The sequence below is a fragment of the Pseudomonas sp. Arb-4-2C genome, from assembly GCF_055755015.1.
Genome location: NZ_CM146899.1, coordinates 5,647,697 through 5,664,510, shown reverse-complemented (window position 1 = coordinate 5,664,510; position 16,814 = coordinate 5,647,697). Strand labels below are relative to the sequence as shown.

General features: G+C 61.9%; 11 protein-coding genes. 4 read left to right on the top strand and 7 right to left on the bottom strand.

Features of this window, described 5'->3' with window-relative positions; genetic code table 11:
- Window positions 1-93 precede the first annotated feature (93 nt).
- Window positions 94-2,016 (top strand): acetyl-CoA hydrolase/transferase C-terminal domain-containing protein, encoded by a 1,923-nt coding sequence (locus AC0J41_RS25750; RefSeq protein WP_473013936.1) that lies wholly within the window; start codon window positions 94-96, stop codon window positions 2,014-2,016.
- 1,035 nt (window positions 2,017-3,051) lie between these two features.
- Here the strand turns inward: AC0J41_RS25750 and AC0J41_RS25745 are convergent.
- Window positions 3,052-3,624, bottom strand: coding sequence for a xanthine phosphoribosyltransferase (locus AC0J41_RS25745; RefSeq protein WP_025113230.1), 573 nt, complete (start codon window positions 3,622-3,624; stop codon window positions 3,052-3,054).
- A gap of 55 nt (window positions 3,625-3,679) precedes the next feature.
- Window positions 3,680-5,689, bottom strand: a complete 2,010-nt coding sequence (gene rep, locus AC0J41_RS25740) for a DNA helicase Rep (protein WP_025113231.1) — start codon at window positions 5,687-5,689, stop codon at window positions 3,680-3,682.
- Between the two features lie 254 nt (window positions 5,690-5,943).
- Between rep and AC0J41_RS25735 the strand changes: the two genes are divergently transcribed.
- The gene (locus AC0J41_RS25735) at window positions 5,944-7,617 is read left to right on the top strand and encodes a putative bifunctional diguanylate cyclase/phosphodiesterase (protein WP_473013935.1); all 1,674 of its coding nucleotides are present in this window, start codon (window positions 5,944-5,946) and stop codon (window positions 7,615-7,617) included.
- Between the two features lie 132 nt (window positions 7,618-7,749).
- Here the strand turns inward: AC0J41_RS25735 and AC0J41_RS25730 are convergent, their stop codons facing one another.
- Window positions 7,750-9,147, bottom strand: coding sequence for a NorM family multidrug efflux MATE transporter (locus AC0J41_RS25730; protein WP_025113233.1), 1,398 nt, complete (start codon window positions 9,145-9,147; stop codon window positions 7,750-7,752).
- 158 nt (window positions 9,148-9,305) lie between these two features.
- On the opposite strand from AC0J41_RS25730, the gene AC0J41_RS25725 reads away from it, so the two are divergent.
- Both AC0J41_RS25725 and AC0J41_RS25720 read left to right on the top strand, forming a co-directional pair.
- A complete protein-coding gene (locus tag AC0J41_RS25725; RefSeq protein ID WP_473013934.1) occupies window positions 9,306-10,226 on the top strand; it encodes a LysR substrate-binding domain-containing protein in 921 nt (306 codons plus the stop codon).
- A gap of 190 nt (window positions 10,227-10,416) precedes the next feature.
- Entirely contained in the window at window positions 10,417-12,393 is a 1,977-nt protein-coding gene (locus AC0J41_RS25720; protein WP_473013933.1) for a methyl-accepting chemotaxis protein, read from the top strand.
- Between the two features lie 13 nt (window positions 12,394-12,406).
- Here the strand turns inward: AC0J41_RS25720 and AC0J41_RS25715 are convergent, their stop codons facing one another.
- The 4 genes from AC0J41_RS25715 to AC0J41_RS25700 are packed head-to-tail and all read right to left on the bottom strand — an operon-like array spanning window position 12,407 to window position 16,813.
- Window positions 12,407-13,120 carry a phosphocholine cytidylyltransferase family protein gene (locus AC0J41_RS25715; RefSeq protein ID WP_025113236.1) on the bottom strand — a complete coding sequence of 238 codons (714 nt, stop codon included), beginning with the start codon at window positions 13,118-13,120 and terminating at the stop codon, window positions 12,407-12,409.
- Between the two features lie 7 nt (window positions 13,121-13,127).
- Entirely contained in the window at window positions 13,128-13,745 is a 618-nt protein-coding gene (locus AC0J41_RS25710) for a gamma-glutamyl-gamma-aminobutyrate hydrolase family protein (RefSeq protein ID WP_473013932.1), read from the bottom strand.
- Window positions 13,742-16,057, bottom strand: a complete 2,316-nt coding sequence (locus AC0J41_RS25705; RefSeq protein ID WP_473013931.1) for a PEP-utilizing enzyme — start codon at window positions 16,055-16,057, stop codon at window positions 13,742-13,744. The genes AC0J41_RS25710 and AC0J41_RS25705 overlap by 4 nt, the downstream gene beginning before the upstream one ends.
- A gap of 6 nt (window positions 16,058-16,063) precedes the next feature.
- Window positions 16,064-16,813 (bottom strand): class I SAM-dependent methyltransferase, encoded by a 750-nt coding sequence (locus AC0J41_RS25700; protein ID WP_473013930.1) that lies wholly within the window; start codon window positions 16,811-16,813, stop codon window positions 16,064-16,066.
- Window position 16,814: the final 1 nt, after the last annotated feature.

The window sequence follows — 16,814 nt, the reverse complement described above, 5'->3', positions numbered from 1 at the left end:
TGTGCCCGCGATTCACGGCGTGGGCTGTCCTTTGCAGCAAACTCAGGGCAAGCTCGGTCTACCTCTATTCACGGAACGGGCAGGAGGCTTCAGATGGTGCAGTTGTGTTCGATCGAACAGGCAGTGGACGAGGTGCTCGCACGCTTGCCGGCGCATATCCACATGGGCATGCCGCTGGGGCTGGGCAAGCCCAATCATTTCGTCAACGCGCTGTACCGGCGCATCAAGGACCTGCCCCAACGGCAACTGACGATCTACACCGCGCTGTGTCTGGGGCGGCCGACGCTGGGCGACGGTTTGCAGAAGCGCTTCATCGAACCCTTTGTCGAGCGCGTATTCGGTGACTACCCCGAATTCGATTTCCTCGCCGACCTGCAGCGTGACAGCCTCCCCGCCAACATCCGCATCGAACAGTTCTTCATGCAGCCCGGCAGCCTGCTCAATAGCGCGCCGGCCCAGCAGGATTACGTCAGCAGCAACTACAGCCACGCCGCCCGCGACATCAACGCTGCCGGCCTGAACCTGGTGGCTCAGTTGCTCGCCAGCAGCAGCGAACACCCCGACCGGTTGAGCCTGAGCTGCAACCCGGACATCACTCTCGACCTGTTGCCGATGATCGCCAAGCGCCGCGATGCGGGGGAGACCATTCTGCTGGTCGGTCAGGTACACACCGAGCTGCCGTACATGCCCGGCGATGCCGAAGTTGATATCGACACCTTCGACCTGCTGATCGACGCGAAGGACAGCAGCACTCTGTTTTCCACGCCGAACATGCCGGTGGGATTTCAGGATCATTTCATCGGCCTGCACGCCAGCACCCTGGTGCGTGACGGCGGCACCTTGCAGATCGGCATCGGCTCGATGGGCGATGCGCTGACCGCGGCGCTGCTCGCGCGGCAAGCGGATAACGCCGGTTATCAGGCCCTGCTCAACGACCTCAACCTCAGCCAGTGGGCGCAGTTGATCGAGCGCGAAGGCGGCACCGCACCCTTCGCCAAAGGCCTGTATGGCTGCAGTGAAATGTTCGTCAACGGTCTGCTGGTGCTGGCGGACGCCGGGATCATCCGGCGCAAGGTTTACCCCGACGTACAGACTCAGGAACAGGCCAACGCCGGCACCCTCGATGAAGCGGCGCAAACCGATGGCATCTCGGTGCACGGCGGTTTCTTCCTCGGCCCGCGCAGTTTCTACGAGCGCCTGCGCGAGTTACCGCAGAGCAAGCGCCTCGAATTCAACATGACCCGCATCAGCTACATCAACGAGCTGTACGGGCAGGAGGAACTCAAGCGATTGCAGCGCCTCGATGCACGGTTCATCAACACCGTGTTCACCATGACGCTGATGGGCGCGGGTGTAGCCGATCAGCTGGAAGACGGGCGGGTGCTCAGCGGCGTTGGCGGGCAGTACAACTTCGTTGCCCAGGGCCACGCGCTGCACGATGCGCGCTCGATTCTGATCCTGCGCAGCTGGCGCGAATCCGGTGGCGAAGTCAGTTCGAATATTGTCTGGGAATACGGCCACTGCACGATCCCGCGGCATCTGCGTGACATCGTGGTTACCGAGTACGGCATCGCCGATCTGCGCGGCAAATCCGATGCGGTGGTGATCGAGGCGTTGCTCAATATCAGCGATTCACGCTTTCAACCGGGGCTGATCGAACAGGCGCAGAAGGTCGGCAAGCTGCCGAAGGATTTCCATCTCGATCCACGCTTTGCCGAGAACACGCCGCAGCGTTTACAGGCGATTGCCGCGAGGCATCCGAACCTGTTTCCGGAGTATCCGTTGGGCTGTGATTTCACGGCGATCGAGCGGGATCTGCTGCGGGCGCTGAACTGGCTGAAGAGCAAGTTCAAGCTGACCGAGATTCTGGAACTTGGCAAAGCAGCCCTCGACGCACCCGATGCCTCGACATTCCCCGACCACCTGGAACGCATGCAACTGACACACCCGGAAGGCCTGAAAGAAGACCTCTTCCAGCGCCTGCTCCTCACCGGCCTCAAAGCCACCGCCCAATAACCACCCACCGCAAAACCAACTGTGGGAGCGGGCTTGCTCGCGAAAGCGCCCGATCAGTCAAAGAATTTGTCGACTGGCACGACGCCTTCGCGAGCAAGCCTGCTCCCACAGGGGGAATGCGATGTTGCGGGTTAACGGTGACGGTATCGAAGCCATCCACCCCGAACACCACCGCGAACTAACGGCCTGACCCAAACCAACTGTGGGAGCGGGCTTGCTCGCGAAAGCGCCCGATCAGTCAAAGAATTTGTCGACTGACACGACGCCTTCGCGAGCAAGCCCGCTCCCACAGGGGGAATGCGCTGTTGCGGGTTAACGGTGACGGTATCGAAGCCATCCGCCCCGAACACCACCGCGAACTAACGGCCTGACCCAAAACAACTGTGGGAGCGGGCTTGCTCGCGAAAGCGCCCGATCAGTCAAAGAATTTGTCGACTGGCACGACGCCTTCGCGAGCAAGCCTGCTCCCACAGGGGGAATGCGATGTTGCGGGTTAACGGTGACGGTATCGGCGCCATGCGGGCCGAACACCACCGCGAACTATCGGCCTGACCCAAAACAACTGTGGGAGCGGGCTTGCTCGCGAAAGCGCCCGATCAGTCAAAGAATTTGTCGACTGGCACGACGCCTTCGCGAGCAAGCCTGCTCCCACAGGGGGAATGCGATGTTGCGGGTTAACGGTGACGGTATCGAAGCCATCCGCCCCGAACACCACCGCGAACTAACGCCCTGACCCAAAACAACTGTGGGAGCGGGCTTGCTCGCGAAAGCGCCCGATCAGTCAAAGAATTTGTCGACTGGCACGACGCCTTCGCGAGCAAGCCTGCTCCCACAGGGGGAATGCGATGTTGCGGGTTAACGGTGACGGTATCGAAGCCATCCGCCCCGAAGACCCGCGCGAACTAACGGCCTGACCCAAAAACAACTGTGGGAGCGGGCTTGCTCGCGAAAGCGCCCGGTCAGTCAAAGAATATGTCGACTGACACGACGACTTCGCGAGCAAGCCCGCTCCCACAGGGGGAATGCGCTGTGGCGTTATTCGATGAAGGTGACAACGCCATCCTTCAGCGATTTGACGCGAGCCAGCGATTCAACGCGATAGCCCTGCGAATCCAGCTCGGCACGGCCGCCCTGGAACGACTTCTCGATCACGATGCCCAGGCCGGCCACGGTGGCGCCAGCCTGCTTGATGATCGAGATCAGCGCCTGCGATGCCTTACCGTTGGCCAGGAAGTCGTCGATGATCAGCACGCGATCGCTGCTGGTCAGGTGACGCGGGGAGATGGCCACGGTGCTTTCGGTCTGCTTGGTGAACGAGTAAACGGTCGCCGACAGCAGGTTTTCCGTCAGGGTCAGGGACTGGTGTTTGCGGGCGAAGATCACCGGCACGCCGAGGTTCAGACCGGTCATGATCGCCGGAGCAATGCCCGAGGCCTCAATGGTAACGATCTTGGTGATACCGGAATCCTTGAACAGCGTGGCGAATTCGTCGCCGATCAGCTTCATCAGGGCCGGGTCGATCTGGTGGTTCAGAAAGGCGTCGACTTTCAGGACCTGATCGGAAAGCACGATGCCTTGTTCGCGGATTTTCTGGTGCAATGCTTCCATGAAGCTGTCCTCGTTCAGCGCTTGTGCGCCCTAAGCTTTAAAAAAGTGGTCAATTCTAGCGCTTTAACATCGCGCGTATATCAGCCAGTGCGCTATTGCCTCGCACGGCTTTGACTTCGGTCGGTGTGTCGTCGTTGCCTTCCCACGCCAGATCGTCCGGCGGCAGCTCATCGAGGAAGCGGCTTGGCGCGCAATCGATGATCTCGCCGTACTGTTTGCGCTTGGCGGCGAAGGTGAACGCCAGGGTCTGACGCGCGCGGGTGATGCCCACGTAGGCCAGGCGGCGCTCCTCTTCGATGGTGTCGGCTTCGATGCTGGAGCGGTGCGGGAGAATTTCCTCTTCCATGCCCATGATGAACACGTAGGGGAATTCCAGGCCCTTGGACGCATGCAGGGTCATCATCTGCACGCCTTCGGCGCCGTCTTCCTCTTCCTGCTGACGTTCCAGCATGTCGCGCAGGACCAGTTTGCCGATGGCGTCCTCGACGGTCATCTCGCCGTCTTCGTCTTTTTCCAGGGTGTTCTTCAAGGCTTCGATGAGGAACCAGACGTTGCTCATCCGGTAGTCCGCAGCCTTGTCGCTGGAGCTGTTGGTGCGCAGCCAGTTCTCGTAGTCGATGTCCATGACCATGCTGCGCAGCGCCGAGATCGGGTCTTCGCCGGCGCACTGCTCACGGACCTTGTCCATGAAGCGCTTGAAGCGCGACAGGCGATCGGTGAAGCGGCTGTCCAGATGCTCGCCCAGACCGATTTCGTCGGTGGCGGCGTACATCGAGATCTTGCGCTCGGTGGCGTAGTTGCCGAGTTTTTCCAAAGTCGTGGAACCGATTTCCCGGCGCGGCACGTTGATCACCCGCAGGAAGGCGTTGTCGTCGTCCGGGTTCACGATCAGGCGGAAGTAGGCCATCAAGTCCTTCACTTCCTGACGGCCGAAAAAGCTGTTACCGCCGCTCAGACGGTACGGCACCTGATGGTGCTGCAGTTTCAGCTCGATCAGCTTGGCCTGGTAGTTGCCGCGATAGAGGATCGCGAAATCGCTGTACGGGCGATCGGTGCGCAAGTGCAGGCTGAGGATTTCCATGGCCACGCGCTCGGCTTCGGCGTCCTCGTTGCGGCAGCGGATCACGCGGATCTCGTCACCGTGGCCCATCTCACTCCACAGCTGTTTTTCGAATTCGTGCGGGTTGTTCGAGATCAGCACGTTGGCGCAACGCAGGATGCGGCTGGTGGAGCGGTAGTTCTGCTCCAGCATCACCACTTTCAGGGACGGATAATCGTCCTTGAGCAGCATCAGGTTTTCCGGCCGCGCGCCGCGCCAGGCGTAGATCGACTGGTCGTCGTCGCCCACCACGGTGAACTGGTTGCGTTTGCCGATGAGCATTTTCACCAGCAGGTACTGGCTGGCGTTGGTGTCCTGGTATTCGTCGACCAGCAGGTAACGCACCTTGTTCTGCCACTTTTCAAGAATGTCGGCATGCTCTTCGAAGAGCTTTACCGGCAGCAGGATCAGGTCGTCGAAGTCCACTGCGTTGAACGCCTTGAGCGTGCGCTGGTAGTGGGTGTAGACGATGGCGGCGGTCTGCTCTTTCGGATTACGCGCGTTCTCCAGCGCCTGCGGCGGCAGGATCAGGTCGTTTTTCCAGGCGCCGATCATGTTCTTGATCTCGTCGACACCGTCGTCGCCCGCGTATTCCTTCTGCATGATGTCGGTCATCAGCGCTTTGACGTCGGTCTCGTCAAAGATCGAGAAACCGGGTTTGTAGCCCAGCCGCACGTGTTCCTTGCGGATGATGTTCAGGCCCAGGTTGTGGAAGGTGCAGACTGTCAGGCCGCGACCTTCGCCGGCGCGCAGCAGCGTCCCGACCCGCTCCTTCATCTCGCGCGCGGCCTTGTTGGTAAAGGTCATGGCGACGATGTACTGGGCGCGGATGCCGCAGTTCTGGATCAGATGCGCGATTTTGCGCGTGATCACGCTGGTCTTGCCGGAGCCAGCGCCGGCGAGCACCAATAGAGGGCCGCCGACGTAGTTCACGGCTTCTTGCTGCCGGGGATTGAGTCGGGACATACGAAAATTCGGGAGTCGTTGACGAAATGGGCCGGCATTTTAACAGGCTCAGCGATTTGTGCTGCTCTCTCCGACTTGTGACGCACCGCGCGATTCAAATTTGCCGGTTTTGTTACTTTCGCGGAGGATGCACGGTGATTTTGCGGCTAATGTTCTCATTCGTGACACAAAATAACGTTCTGATAATCGTTGTCATTGAACATCGCAACGGCATAATGCCCCGCCCACATCATTGCAGAGTCTAGGGAGCTAGCTTGTCTACGCCTGTCGAACCCTTGCGTTTGCTGCTACTGGCCGAAGAGCCAGCGTGGACAGCGTTATTGCGCGAGTGTCTGGCTCCGATGGGGAGCGCGGCGGTGCTGATCAGCGCGCCGAGCTGGGAGTCGGTCAGCAGTCTGTTCGAAGACAACCGCCATGCGGTGTTGTTGACCGTTGCCGCGTTGCAGCCGGCCCCGGGCCGTTGCAGCCTGCCGACAGTGTTGCTGCTGGATCACGAACCGGCCACCGCGCCCGATGGCGTCAGCGACTGGCTGGTGTTCGATGCCCTCGACGCCGGCATGCTGCGTCGTTGCCTGCGCCATGTGCGTGAGCGCGGCGTGCTGGAAAACACCCTGCAACGCCTCGCTGAACAGGATCCGCTGACCGGCATCGCCAATCGCCAGGGGTTCCAGACCTTGCTCACAGCGCGCCTCGCAGAGAATGACGGACGTGGCCTGGCCCTCGGGCATCTCGATCTCGACAACTTTCGGCATGCCAACGATGCCCTTGGCCATCAGGCTGGCGATCGCCTGATCCTGCAGGTCGTTGCGCGGCTGAAAAGCCAGCTGGAGGCCGGTGATCAACTGGCGCGCCTGGGCAGCGACGAGTTTGCCCTGCTGATCGATACCCGCCGTGCGCCGCAACGCGCCGAGTGGATGGCCGAACGCATCACTGAAGCCTTGTCCGAACCGTATTGGGTCGATGGCGAAAGCCTGTTGATCGGCTCCAGCCTTGGCATCGCCCACGCCCGCGCACAAGGTGGCGCCGACCCGCTGATGTGGCATGCGCACATCGCGATGCAGCAGGCCAAGAGCACCCAGGGCTGCACCTTCCACATCTTCAACGAACGCATCAACCGCAATGCGCGGAGCATGGCCGACCTCGAAAGCGAGCTGCGCAGGGCTTTGCGTCGCGATGAGCTGGAGTTGCATTACCAGCCACGGCTTAATCTTGAGGACGGCCAGATTGTCGGCCTCGAAGCGCTGGTGCGCTGGCGTCATGGCGAGCGGGGTCTGCTGCCGCCGAGTGAATTCGTGCCGCTGGCCGAACAGAGCGGGTTGATCGTGCCGCTGGGTTACTGGGTGATTTCCCGGGCCCTGCGTGACATGCAGGCCTTGCGCGAGCGAAGCCTGCCAGCGCTGCACATGGCGATCAACCTGTCGTTCCGCCAGTTTCAGGACAGTCAGCTGTTACCGACATTGAGCCGGTTGATCGCTGAGCGAGGGGTCGAGGCGCAGTGGCTGGAGTTCGAGCTGACCGAGACCGCCGTGATGCGCCGCAGCGATCTGGTCAAGCAGACCATGGACGCCCTCGGCCGCCTCGGCGTGCGTTTCTCGCTGGACGACTTCGGCACCGGGTTTTCATCGTTCGTGCACCTCAACAGCCTGCCGATCACCTTGCTGAAGATCGACAAGAGCTTCGTTGGTGGCATGGAACAGCGCGAAGAGAACCGCAAACTGGTGCACGCGATGATCAACCTCGCGCACAACCTGCACCTGGAAGTGGTGGCGGAAGGGGTCGAGACGCCGGAGCAACTGGAACTACTGCGCGGCTTTGGCTGTGATCAGGTGCAGGGCTATCTGATCAGCCGGCCGTTGCCGTTGGCGGAACTGGTGGAGTACCTCACCTTCGGCTCAAGCCAACAGTCAGCCCTCGAAATCGTGAGCTGACCACAATATTCTCCGGTGGATACATAACTCCCCCTGTGGGAGCGGGCTTGCTCGCGAAGGCGTCGTGTCAGTCAAAGCATATGCTGCCTGACCCAGCGCTTTGGCGAGCAAGCCCGCTCCCACATGGAGGCCTCAGTCAGTCTGAGGGACCGTGAACGGACTTGATGCTCCCGGCTCCAGCCGAATCATCCGCTTCATCTTCCATTCAAACGCCAGCGTCAGGCTCACCGCCGCACACGCCAGGCCCAGCGCCAGCCCCCACCACACGCCGGTCGGCCCCCAGTTCAAGTGGAACGCCATCCACCACGCCGCTGGCGCGCCGATCAGCCAATAGCAACCAAGGCCGACCAGGAACGTGGTCTTGGCATCCTTGAGCCCGCGAATGCAACCCATGGCGATGGTCTGCGTGCCGTCGAACAACTCGAACCACGCCGCCACGGCCAGCAGGCTCACGGCCAGACGAATCACCTCGGCAAACGCCGGGTCGTCATGGTCCAGAAACAGGCCGACCAACTGGTTCGGCAGCAACCAGAACACCATTGCAAAACCCAACATCACCACCGCGCCGAATACGATGCCGACCCGCCCGGACATCCGCGCATCGCCCAGTTGCCCGGCGCCGTAATGCTGGCCAACGCGCATGGTGATCGCGTAGGACATCCCCGCCGGCACCATGAACGCCACCGAAACGATCTGCAGGGCGATCTGGTGTGCGCCCAATTGCGTGCTGCCCATGGTGCCCATGCACAGCGCGGCGAAGGCGAACAAGCCGACTTCTACTGCATAGGTGCCGCCGATTGGCAGACCGAGACGCCACAGCTCTTTGAGGTACTGGCGATTCGGCCTCGACAGGCCCGCGCGCAACGGATAAGCGTCGTAGGCCGGATGCCGACGGATGTGCCAGGCCAGCGCCAGCGCCATGCAGTTGGCGACAATCGCCGTGACCAGGCCGATGCCCGTCAGGCCCAATTTCGGCAGGCCGAACATGCCGGTGATCAGCGCGTAATTGAGCAGGAAGTTGGCGACGGTGCCGCCAAGGCTGATGACCATCACCGGCGTCGCCCGACCAATCGCGCTGGTGAAGCCGCGCAGGGCCATGAAGCTCAGGTAGCCGGGCAGGGCGAACGGCAGGGCAATCAGGAACTGCCCGGCGGCGTTGACGTTGGTTTCGGTCTGGCCGAACAGCAGCAACACCGGTTTGAGGTTCCACAGCAGCAGCGCAGCGCCGAGCGCCATCAGCCACGCCAGCCACAACCCGGCCTGAGTCAGGCGTGCGGCGCCGATAATGTCGCCGGCCCCCTTGCGAATCGCCACCAGGGTGCCGACCGCCGCGATCACGCCGATGCAGAAAATCGACACGAACGAATAGCTCGCAGCCCCTAGCCCGCCACCGGCCAACGCTTCAGGGCTCAATCGCGCCATCATCAAGGTGTCGGTCAGCACCATCAGCATGTGCGCCAACTGTGAAGCAATCAACGGCCCCGCCAGCCGCAGGATGGCCCAGAGTTCGGTACGCACAGGATGCTGCATGGTCATCACCACTCATTGAAAGAGGGAATAGGGGACCGTCGATTCTCGGCGCTTGGCAGCGTTTGCACAAAGGGATAAAAAGGATGGGTGGCATGATTAAAACTCATCATGAAAGGATTCTGCCAGGTTGGCTGCATCCCGCTACTGGAGCTTGGTATATGTCTCGTCGTCTTCCTCCCTTGTATGCCCTGCGCGCATTCGAAGCGGCAGCGCGGCACAGTTCGTTCACCCGCGCCGCTGAGGAACTGTCGATCACCCAGAGCGCGGTGAGTCGGCACATTCGTACGCTTGAAGAGCATTTTGCCTGCAAGCTGTTTCACCGCAGCGGGCGCAACCTGCAACTCACCGAGTCCGCCCGGATGCTGTTGCCGGGGATTCGCGACGGCTTTGCTGCGCTTGAGCGCGCCTGCAACACCTTGCGCGCCGAAGACGACATCCTGCGCATGAAAGCACCGTCGACCCTGACCATGCGCTGGCTGCTGGCGCGGCTCAGCCGCTTCCGTCATCTGCAACCGGGCAACGAGGTGCAACTGACCAGTGCCTGGATGGACGTGGACTCGGTCGACTTCAACAACGAGCCTTTCGACTGCGCGGTGCTGCTCAGTGACGGGCATTTCCCGCCGGACTGGGAGGCCAGCCTGCTGTTTCCCGAAGAGCTGATTCCGGTCGGTGCACCGAACCTGCTGAACGATCAACCCTGGGATGTCGCGCGCCTGGCTGCCACCGAGTTGCTGCACCCGACCCCGGATCGGCGTGACTGGCGCAGTTGGCTGGAGCACATGGGGCTGTCCGATCAGGTCTCGCTCAAGGGCGGGCAGGTGTTCGATACCCTTGAACTGGGGATGATCGCGGCGGCGCGCGGTTACGGTGTGTCGATGGGCGATCTGCTGATGGTTGCCGAGGATGTGGCGCAAGGGCGCTTGAGCCTGCCGTGGCCGACCGCCGTCGCCAGCGGGCTGAATTATTACCTGGTGTGGCCGAAGACCCGGCCGGGAGGTGAGCGTTTGCGCCGCCTCAGCGACTTCCTGCAAGGCGAAGTGCGCGCGATGGCGCTGCCGGTGGTCGAGCGCTTGAGCTGAAACGTTCGAGCCGCCACAATGCCGGCCTTGCGCCATAACCCCGCTGTTTACTCAAGTATTCGCTTTTACCGCCGAAAATGAGCAGGTGGGACCGTCGTGCCGGTTTCCACGATTTCACCCCCCATATTAGAAAATTTCCGAGCAGATGCTGCGATCAGGGAGGATCCGGTGGCTCGGCCAGGAGCTGTCCATGTCTCAACCTCGCGCCCGGATCGCCTCGCAGCTGGGCCTCGCGCTCGCTGTGATCCTTGCGATCGTCATCAGTGGCAGTACGGTGTTCGCCCTGCGTTCGCTGGATACCGCCAACCTCGCCACCCGTGAAGAACACCTCGCCAGTGAGGCGCGGCTGCTGGCCGATCAGTTGAGTACCTTCCACGGCACGCTGCGCGAAAGTACGCAGCGCCTGAGCGGATTGTTCGAGAAACGCTTCAGCGCGGGCCTGAGCATTCACGCGGATGAGCCGGTGACGGTTGCCGGTACCCAGACGCCGGGCCTGCATCTGGGCAGCGAAGTGCTGAACAACAACTTCAAGGAAGTCGACGAGTTCAAGCAAATGACCGCCGGTGTCGCCACGCTGTTTGTGCGCAGCGGCGAAGACTTCGTGCGGGTCAGCACCTCGCTGACCAAACAGGATGGCACGCGCGCCATTGGCACCTTGCTCGACCATGCGCACCCGGCCTATGCGAAGTTGATGGCGGGACAGGGCTATGTCGGTCGCGCCTTGCTGTTCGATCGTTCCTACATGACCCAATACACCCCGGTGCGCGACGGCAGCGGCAAGGTGATTGCGGTGTTGTTCGTCGGTTTCGACTACACCGATGCGCAGAACGCCCAGTTCGACAACCTCAAGCGTTTCCGCATCGGTCAGAGCGGCTCGCTGGCGCTGTTGGATGAGCAAAACAAATGGCTGGTTGCGCCAGCGGGTGTGCAGGCACTGGATCAGGCAGTGCCGGTGATCAAAGGTCTGGCCAGGAAACCGGGTAAAGGCGAGTTCTGGAGCGACACCGCCGAAGACTTCTACAGCATCGCCGTACCGTTCGACGGCGGGCCGTGGTCGGTGGTGGCGAGCATGCCGAAATCCGAGATTCGCGCCGTGACCTGGAGTGTCGGCACGCAACTGGCCATCGGCAGTCTGCTGGCGATGCTGATCGCGGTGGGCGCGGCGATGTGGCTGCTGCGCAGCAAGCTGCAACCGCTGGGCGATCTGGTACGTCAGGCCGAAGCCTTGGGCGCCGGCGACCTGAGCGTGCGCCTGAATGTGTCGAGCAACGACGAAATCGGCCAGTTGTCCCGCGCGTTCAACCAGATGAGCCAGGCGCTGTCGACCATGGTCGAGCATATTCGCCGCTCCTCGGAAGAGGTCAACAGCCGTGCCCAGGCGCTGTCCGGATTGTCCGGTGGCGCGTACGAGGGCATGGAGCAGCAGTCGGGCGAGATCACCAGCATGGCCGGTGCGGTGGAAGAGTTCAGCGCCACCTCGCTGAACATCGCCGACAACATGGGCAACACCCAGCGTCTGGCGCAGGAAAATGCCCAGCAGACCCAGATCGGGCGCACCTCGATGGAAGAAGCTTCGTCCTCACTGGAGCAAATTGCTGGCGCGCTGAACACCACCGCTAGCGTGATCAACACCCTCGGTCAGCGTTCCCAGGAAATCGGCGGCATCGTCAGTGTGATCACCTCGATTGCCGAACAGACCAACCTGCTGGCCCTCAATGCGGCCATTGAAGCGGCCCGCGCCGGTGAGCAGGGCCGTGGTTTTGCCGTGGTGGCTGACGAGGTGCGCAACCTGGCGTCGCGTACCCGTCAGGCGACCGACGAAATCTCCGGGATGATCCACAGCATCCAGCAGGAAACCGGCAACGCCATCAGCACCATGGAGCAGGGCAATCTGCTGATGCAGGAAGGCCTGTCGCGCAATGCCAACGTGGCCTCGGCGCTGGCGCGGATCGATGAGCAGAGCCGTTCGGCAGGGCAGCAGTTTGCGGCGATCACCACGGCGACGCAGGAGCAGAGCAGCACGGCGACGTTGCTCAGCAGTAATTTGCAGAGCATCGCACTGGCCAACAGTGAGCAGCGCGAAGTGGTTTCCAATCTGGCGGTCACCGCCAAGGAACTGGAGAAGCTGGCCGCCGATCTGCGCTCCGAGGTTGATCGTTTCCGCTGATGCGGCGTGCCGGTTACTGGTACGCGGAGAGGTCTTCGCTGGAGTCGACCTCTCCCCATTCTCCTGAATAGGCAACGGCCTCGATCGCGACTCGACCGGCGTCGATGACACGCTGCAGGGTATTGGTCATGTGCATCTTGTCGCACTGGTCCGAGGTTAATTCGCCCCGCAGCCGCACGACCTCTGCCCAACCTGCGGGCGTGAAGCGCAGCAGCCCCATGTACTGGCCTTCGACTTCCTCCACCGAATGCGGTTTGTTGCCGATTTCGGCCAGCGTGTTGTCGCTATTGAGCCGGAACGTCTCGGCATCCAGCAGTGGATCGCCAAAACGCTGAGTCCACAACGCCAGCCAATGGGGGTCGTAGGTGACGGCCAGCGACGCTTCGCTGGCCATCAGCGACCGGACGGCGTCCGGGCTGTAAAAAATGTCCGAATAACTGACGATGCATGGCTGGCCCTCAAGCCAGGACTCGGCGCAGGCCAGCGACGACACCATGTTGGTGTCGGCCCAGCGAGGGTTGTGAAATTCGCTCAGGCCCCGGTCGGCCAACAATTCGCGCTTGTAGCCGGTTACCACGGCGATTTCACTGATGCCCGCTGCGCGCAACGATTGCAGTTGCCATTCGAGCAAGGGTTTGCCGCGCAATTCGACCAGACACTTTGGTCGTTCATCGGTGAGGCTTTTCATGCGGCTGCCACGTCCGGCAGCCAGAATAATGGCTTTCACAGCAGTGCTATCCCAACGGTTGTTGAATGGTGTCGGCCTCGCCGAACAACAGCTTTATTCGCTGAACGTCGTGCGATGCAAATTGTGCCTCGCGCTCCGGGTGCCACATCCAGCCCTCCCAAGGCAGAAACAGATGCCGGATCGCTTCGATTTCGCCGTCCTCACTGCGCGCCAGGACTTCAAAGCCTTGCGGGCAACCGGCGAGAGACTGGCTGTGATAACTGTTTACGTCAGCGACGATCCGGCCAGACAGCCGATGCCGGGTACGCACATGCCCGCTGACCGCTTTCAGTTCGCTGCCAGACCAATGCCCCAGCATCTGCATGCCGCGGCAGATACCCAGCACTGGCAGGTTGCGTGCGCGGGCGTGATCGAGCAGGCACGCCTCCGTGTGATCGCGAGCCGGGCACTGGCCGATGTCGTTGCCGCCGGACAACACCAACGCCTGGGGTGCTATGGCTGCCAGCCAATGATCGAGGCTGGCGCCGACCAATCCGTTCGGTACCGGCACGGGAGTGAAGCCCGCCGCCAGCAGGAAACCGACCAGACGCTGATCCAGGGCATCGCGCGTTTCGCCTCGCTCAGGGTGCAGGTCCACGCGCTGACTGACAGCGACAAGCGTCATGTCATCATCTCCACCCGGCGCCCCGGGCAATCCAGATGCAGGATATCCGCCGTCGACCAGCGCCGGTAAAGCACTTCACCAGCACCAATGACAGCCGGCAGGCCGAGCTCACCGGCACGGATCGCCATGTGCGAATTGGCTCCGCCCCACGCGGTGATCAGCCCGGCAATCGGGTACGCGAACAACCAGTCGAACCCGGGATCCGCGTTGGGGATGCAGACAATCGCCCCGGCCAGTTTTTCCCGGTCATTGCATTGCACCACGGGCGCGGTCACACGTTTTTGCGTGATGAAGTTGGGGGCCGTTTCCGGCCACTCGAAGCTCCAGACATCTTCCGGGCGGGTGATCACGGGCGGCAGCGAAACCTTCAGCGTTTCGGCGTAGCGCGCCTTGCCCTGTTCGATACTGCGCAGCAGCACGTCTTGCGGATCGGCGGCGGCAACGTGCAGCTCCTGGAAGGCGCTGATATCGCAATAGGCCAGCTCTTCACGGTCGATGCCGTACTCGGCGCCGACCTGCGCGATCAGCGCCAGGGCGTCCGAGAGGTTGCGGGTGAAATGAAACTTGGCCAGCTCACGCAGCTCGATGCCGTTTTGCAGGAAGTCCAGCAGTCCCACCGGGTCCGGTTGCAGGCCATGGGTCTCGAGCAGTTTCACGATCTCGCGCATCTGCGGCAGCGTCAGCGAAAACGGCTGCAGAGGTTCGGGGGCGGCTGGCCGCTGGTCCCAATCGAAATAGAGCTCCGGTGCTTCATCGTAGCGCGGCGACAGAATGTCGTAGGTGCCCGGACGCAAATGTCCATAGCGCGCCAGGAAAGCGGACTTGTCGAGCGTCGCCCGATCACGGGCCAACTGACCGCTGACGGTCGAAACCCCAGCCATGAACGCATCGTAATCGGCCTGCGAGAAGACCCCGACGCTGACCAGCGATCTGAGCATCTGCACCGCAACGAAGCCCGCACGGGCGAGCCCGGCGAAGGGCAGGGTGCCGTAGCGTTTTGCGTCTTCCAGCAGCCAGTAGATGCGTTCGAGCGGGTCGGCGTTGGAGGCCAGCAGCTCTTCGCGGCGGGCATTGAGCACGTCGAGTTTGTTGGCGTCACTGCGCCACAAACCATCCTTGGGGTGCACGATGCGGTTGGTCAGCTTGCGCAGACTGGAGCTGATGGCTTCCAGTTCGAGGTCGCTAAAGCCCGCATCGGCCAGACGCTCGAGCTGTTGCGACAGGTCCAGTGTGTAGCAGGAGAAAACGATCTCGAACTCCACCTTGTCGTGCAGGGTCGGCTCCGCCAGCAGGCGATCGATGTAGTAATCGACCAGCCGTCCGGCCAGCCCTTCATCAAGGTCGGCCGGGATGAAGGAGTTGAATGACAGACGCACATCGATATACGGCAAACCGAAAAAATGCGGCATCAGCGGGAAGCTGCGCAAGTTGCGGTAGCCATAGTTGTGACGCTGGTAAGCCCAGATGGAGTCGGTCACCAGATCGCGATACAGCGACAGCGCCAGCGGTTTGGGACGGATACCGATGATCTCTGCCGGGTTCCAGTCGGGCATTACGCCGTAGACGGTGCGCTGGCCGATCAGGAACGGATGCGGGCGCATACCACGCGCGACTTTGCGCTCGATGCTTTGCAGGCGTGCAGCCTGCGTTGCGTCGGACTCTGCCGGTGCCGGCAGAATCAACGGCCGCGCCTGCAATAGCCACAAGATCTCGCCGTCGGCTTCACGCGTCACCGCGAACTCGCAATCGACGGGACCACTGCCAAACAGGTCCAGCAGATCCTCGAGCAAGTCAATGATCGGTGAGAGGGACGCAGGCGCTGAAGCCGGACTGTGCGCCGCCTGCTGCCAGAGCCGTCCGCCCATGCCGCCGGTGACCGATGCGGTGTCGTCACCTTCCGACCAGTTAATCACTCGATAAGGCGCGCAGGTATTCGGGTCGTGGGAAAATGCCACGCCGGAGCGAATCACGTTACCGAGCATGGGCTGAATCAGCACCTCGTCGCTCAGGTGCGCCTCGCCATAACTGGCGATAACCTGTTCAACCGCCGACTCAAGCCCTGCTTCCTCGACATTTGGCACCGAGAGAAACGCACCGGCGAAAGAAGCCTGGGCGCTGTCTTCGCGGCCACAGCTGGAGCGCACGATCCAGGAGGTAGCGGGCAGCCGTCCCTGGAGATCCTGAATGCAGGCGCGCCGGTCCGCTTGCCACTGCGCCACGGTGAACGCGAGCAGTGGCGCAATACGTGCCGACGCGAGCCGCCCTTGCAGGCGCGACAGGGTGCCGGCCTTGGTAGAGAAATGCAGGGCCATCAGGCGTTATCTCAGCTGAGCGACCCAGATATTTGTCGAGTACGGAATCTGGATCGACGGCGTCTGCAGGCTTTGCAGGTAATCGTCGATGGCGCTGATGACTTCGTGAAACTTCGCGCCCGCCTGACGCTCCAGCGTGGCGTGGGAGCGCCAGGCTTCCAGGCACCCTGCGATGGATTGCTCGTGGATGACCCGCGCATCCAGATGCACGACCGGGCCAAACAGCTCACTGGCGTCGATCACGGCGGTCTGGTCTTCACGGCGGGTACCGTAGCCATAATCGGCTACGCGTTCTTTGATGATGGCTTCGATGCGCGCCTGAATCGGATCTTCCAGGTTGCGGTGGTTCCACATGCAGGCAAACCAGCCACGTGGCTTGAGAATGCGCGCGGTTTCCTTGAGCGCCTGCTGACGGTCGCAGACATTGAAGGAACTGCCGAAAGTGACCATGTCGAATGCTTGCGCTGCTTGCCCGGTCACTTCACCGGTGCCTTCGTGCCATTTGACATTGGCCAGCTCGGCGGTGCGCTTGATGCCATTGGCACGCATCGCATCGTTGGGTTCCACTGCCGTGACGTCCAGACCGCGGGCAGCCAGCATCAGGGTCAAGTGCGCAACACCGGCGCCGACATCACAGAACTTGTCGCCTTGCTCGGCACCCGCGATCGACAGCATGGCGTCAATGGCAGCATCGGCGTAGTCAGGGCGTTTCAGGTAAGCATCAGCCAGGGTGGTGTAGTCCCATTCGGTTTTCATA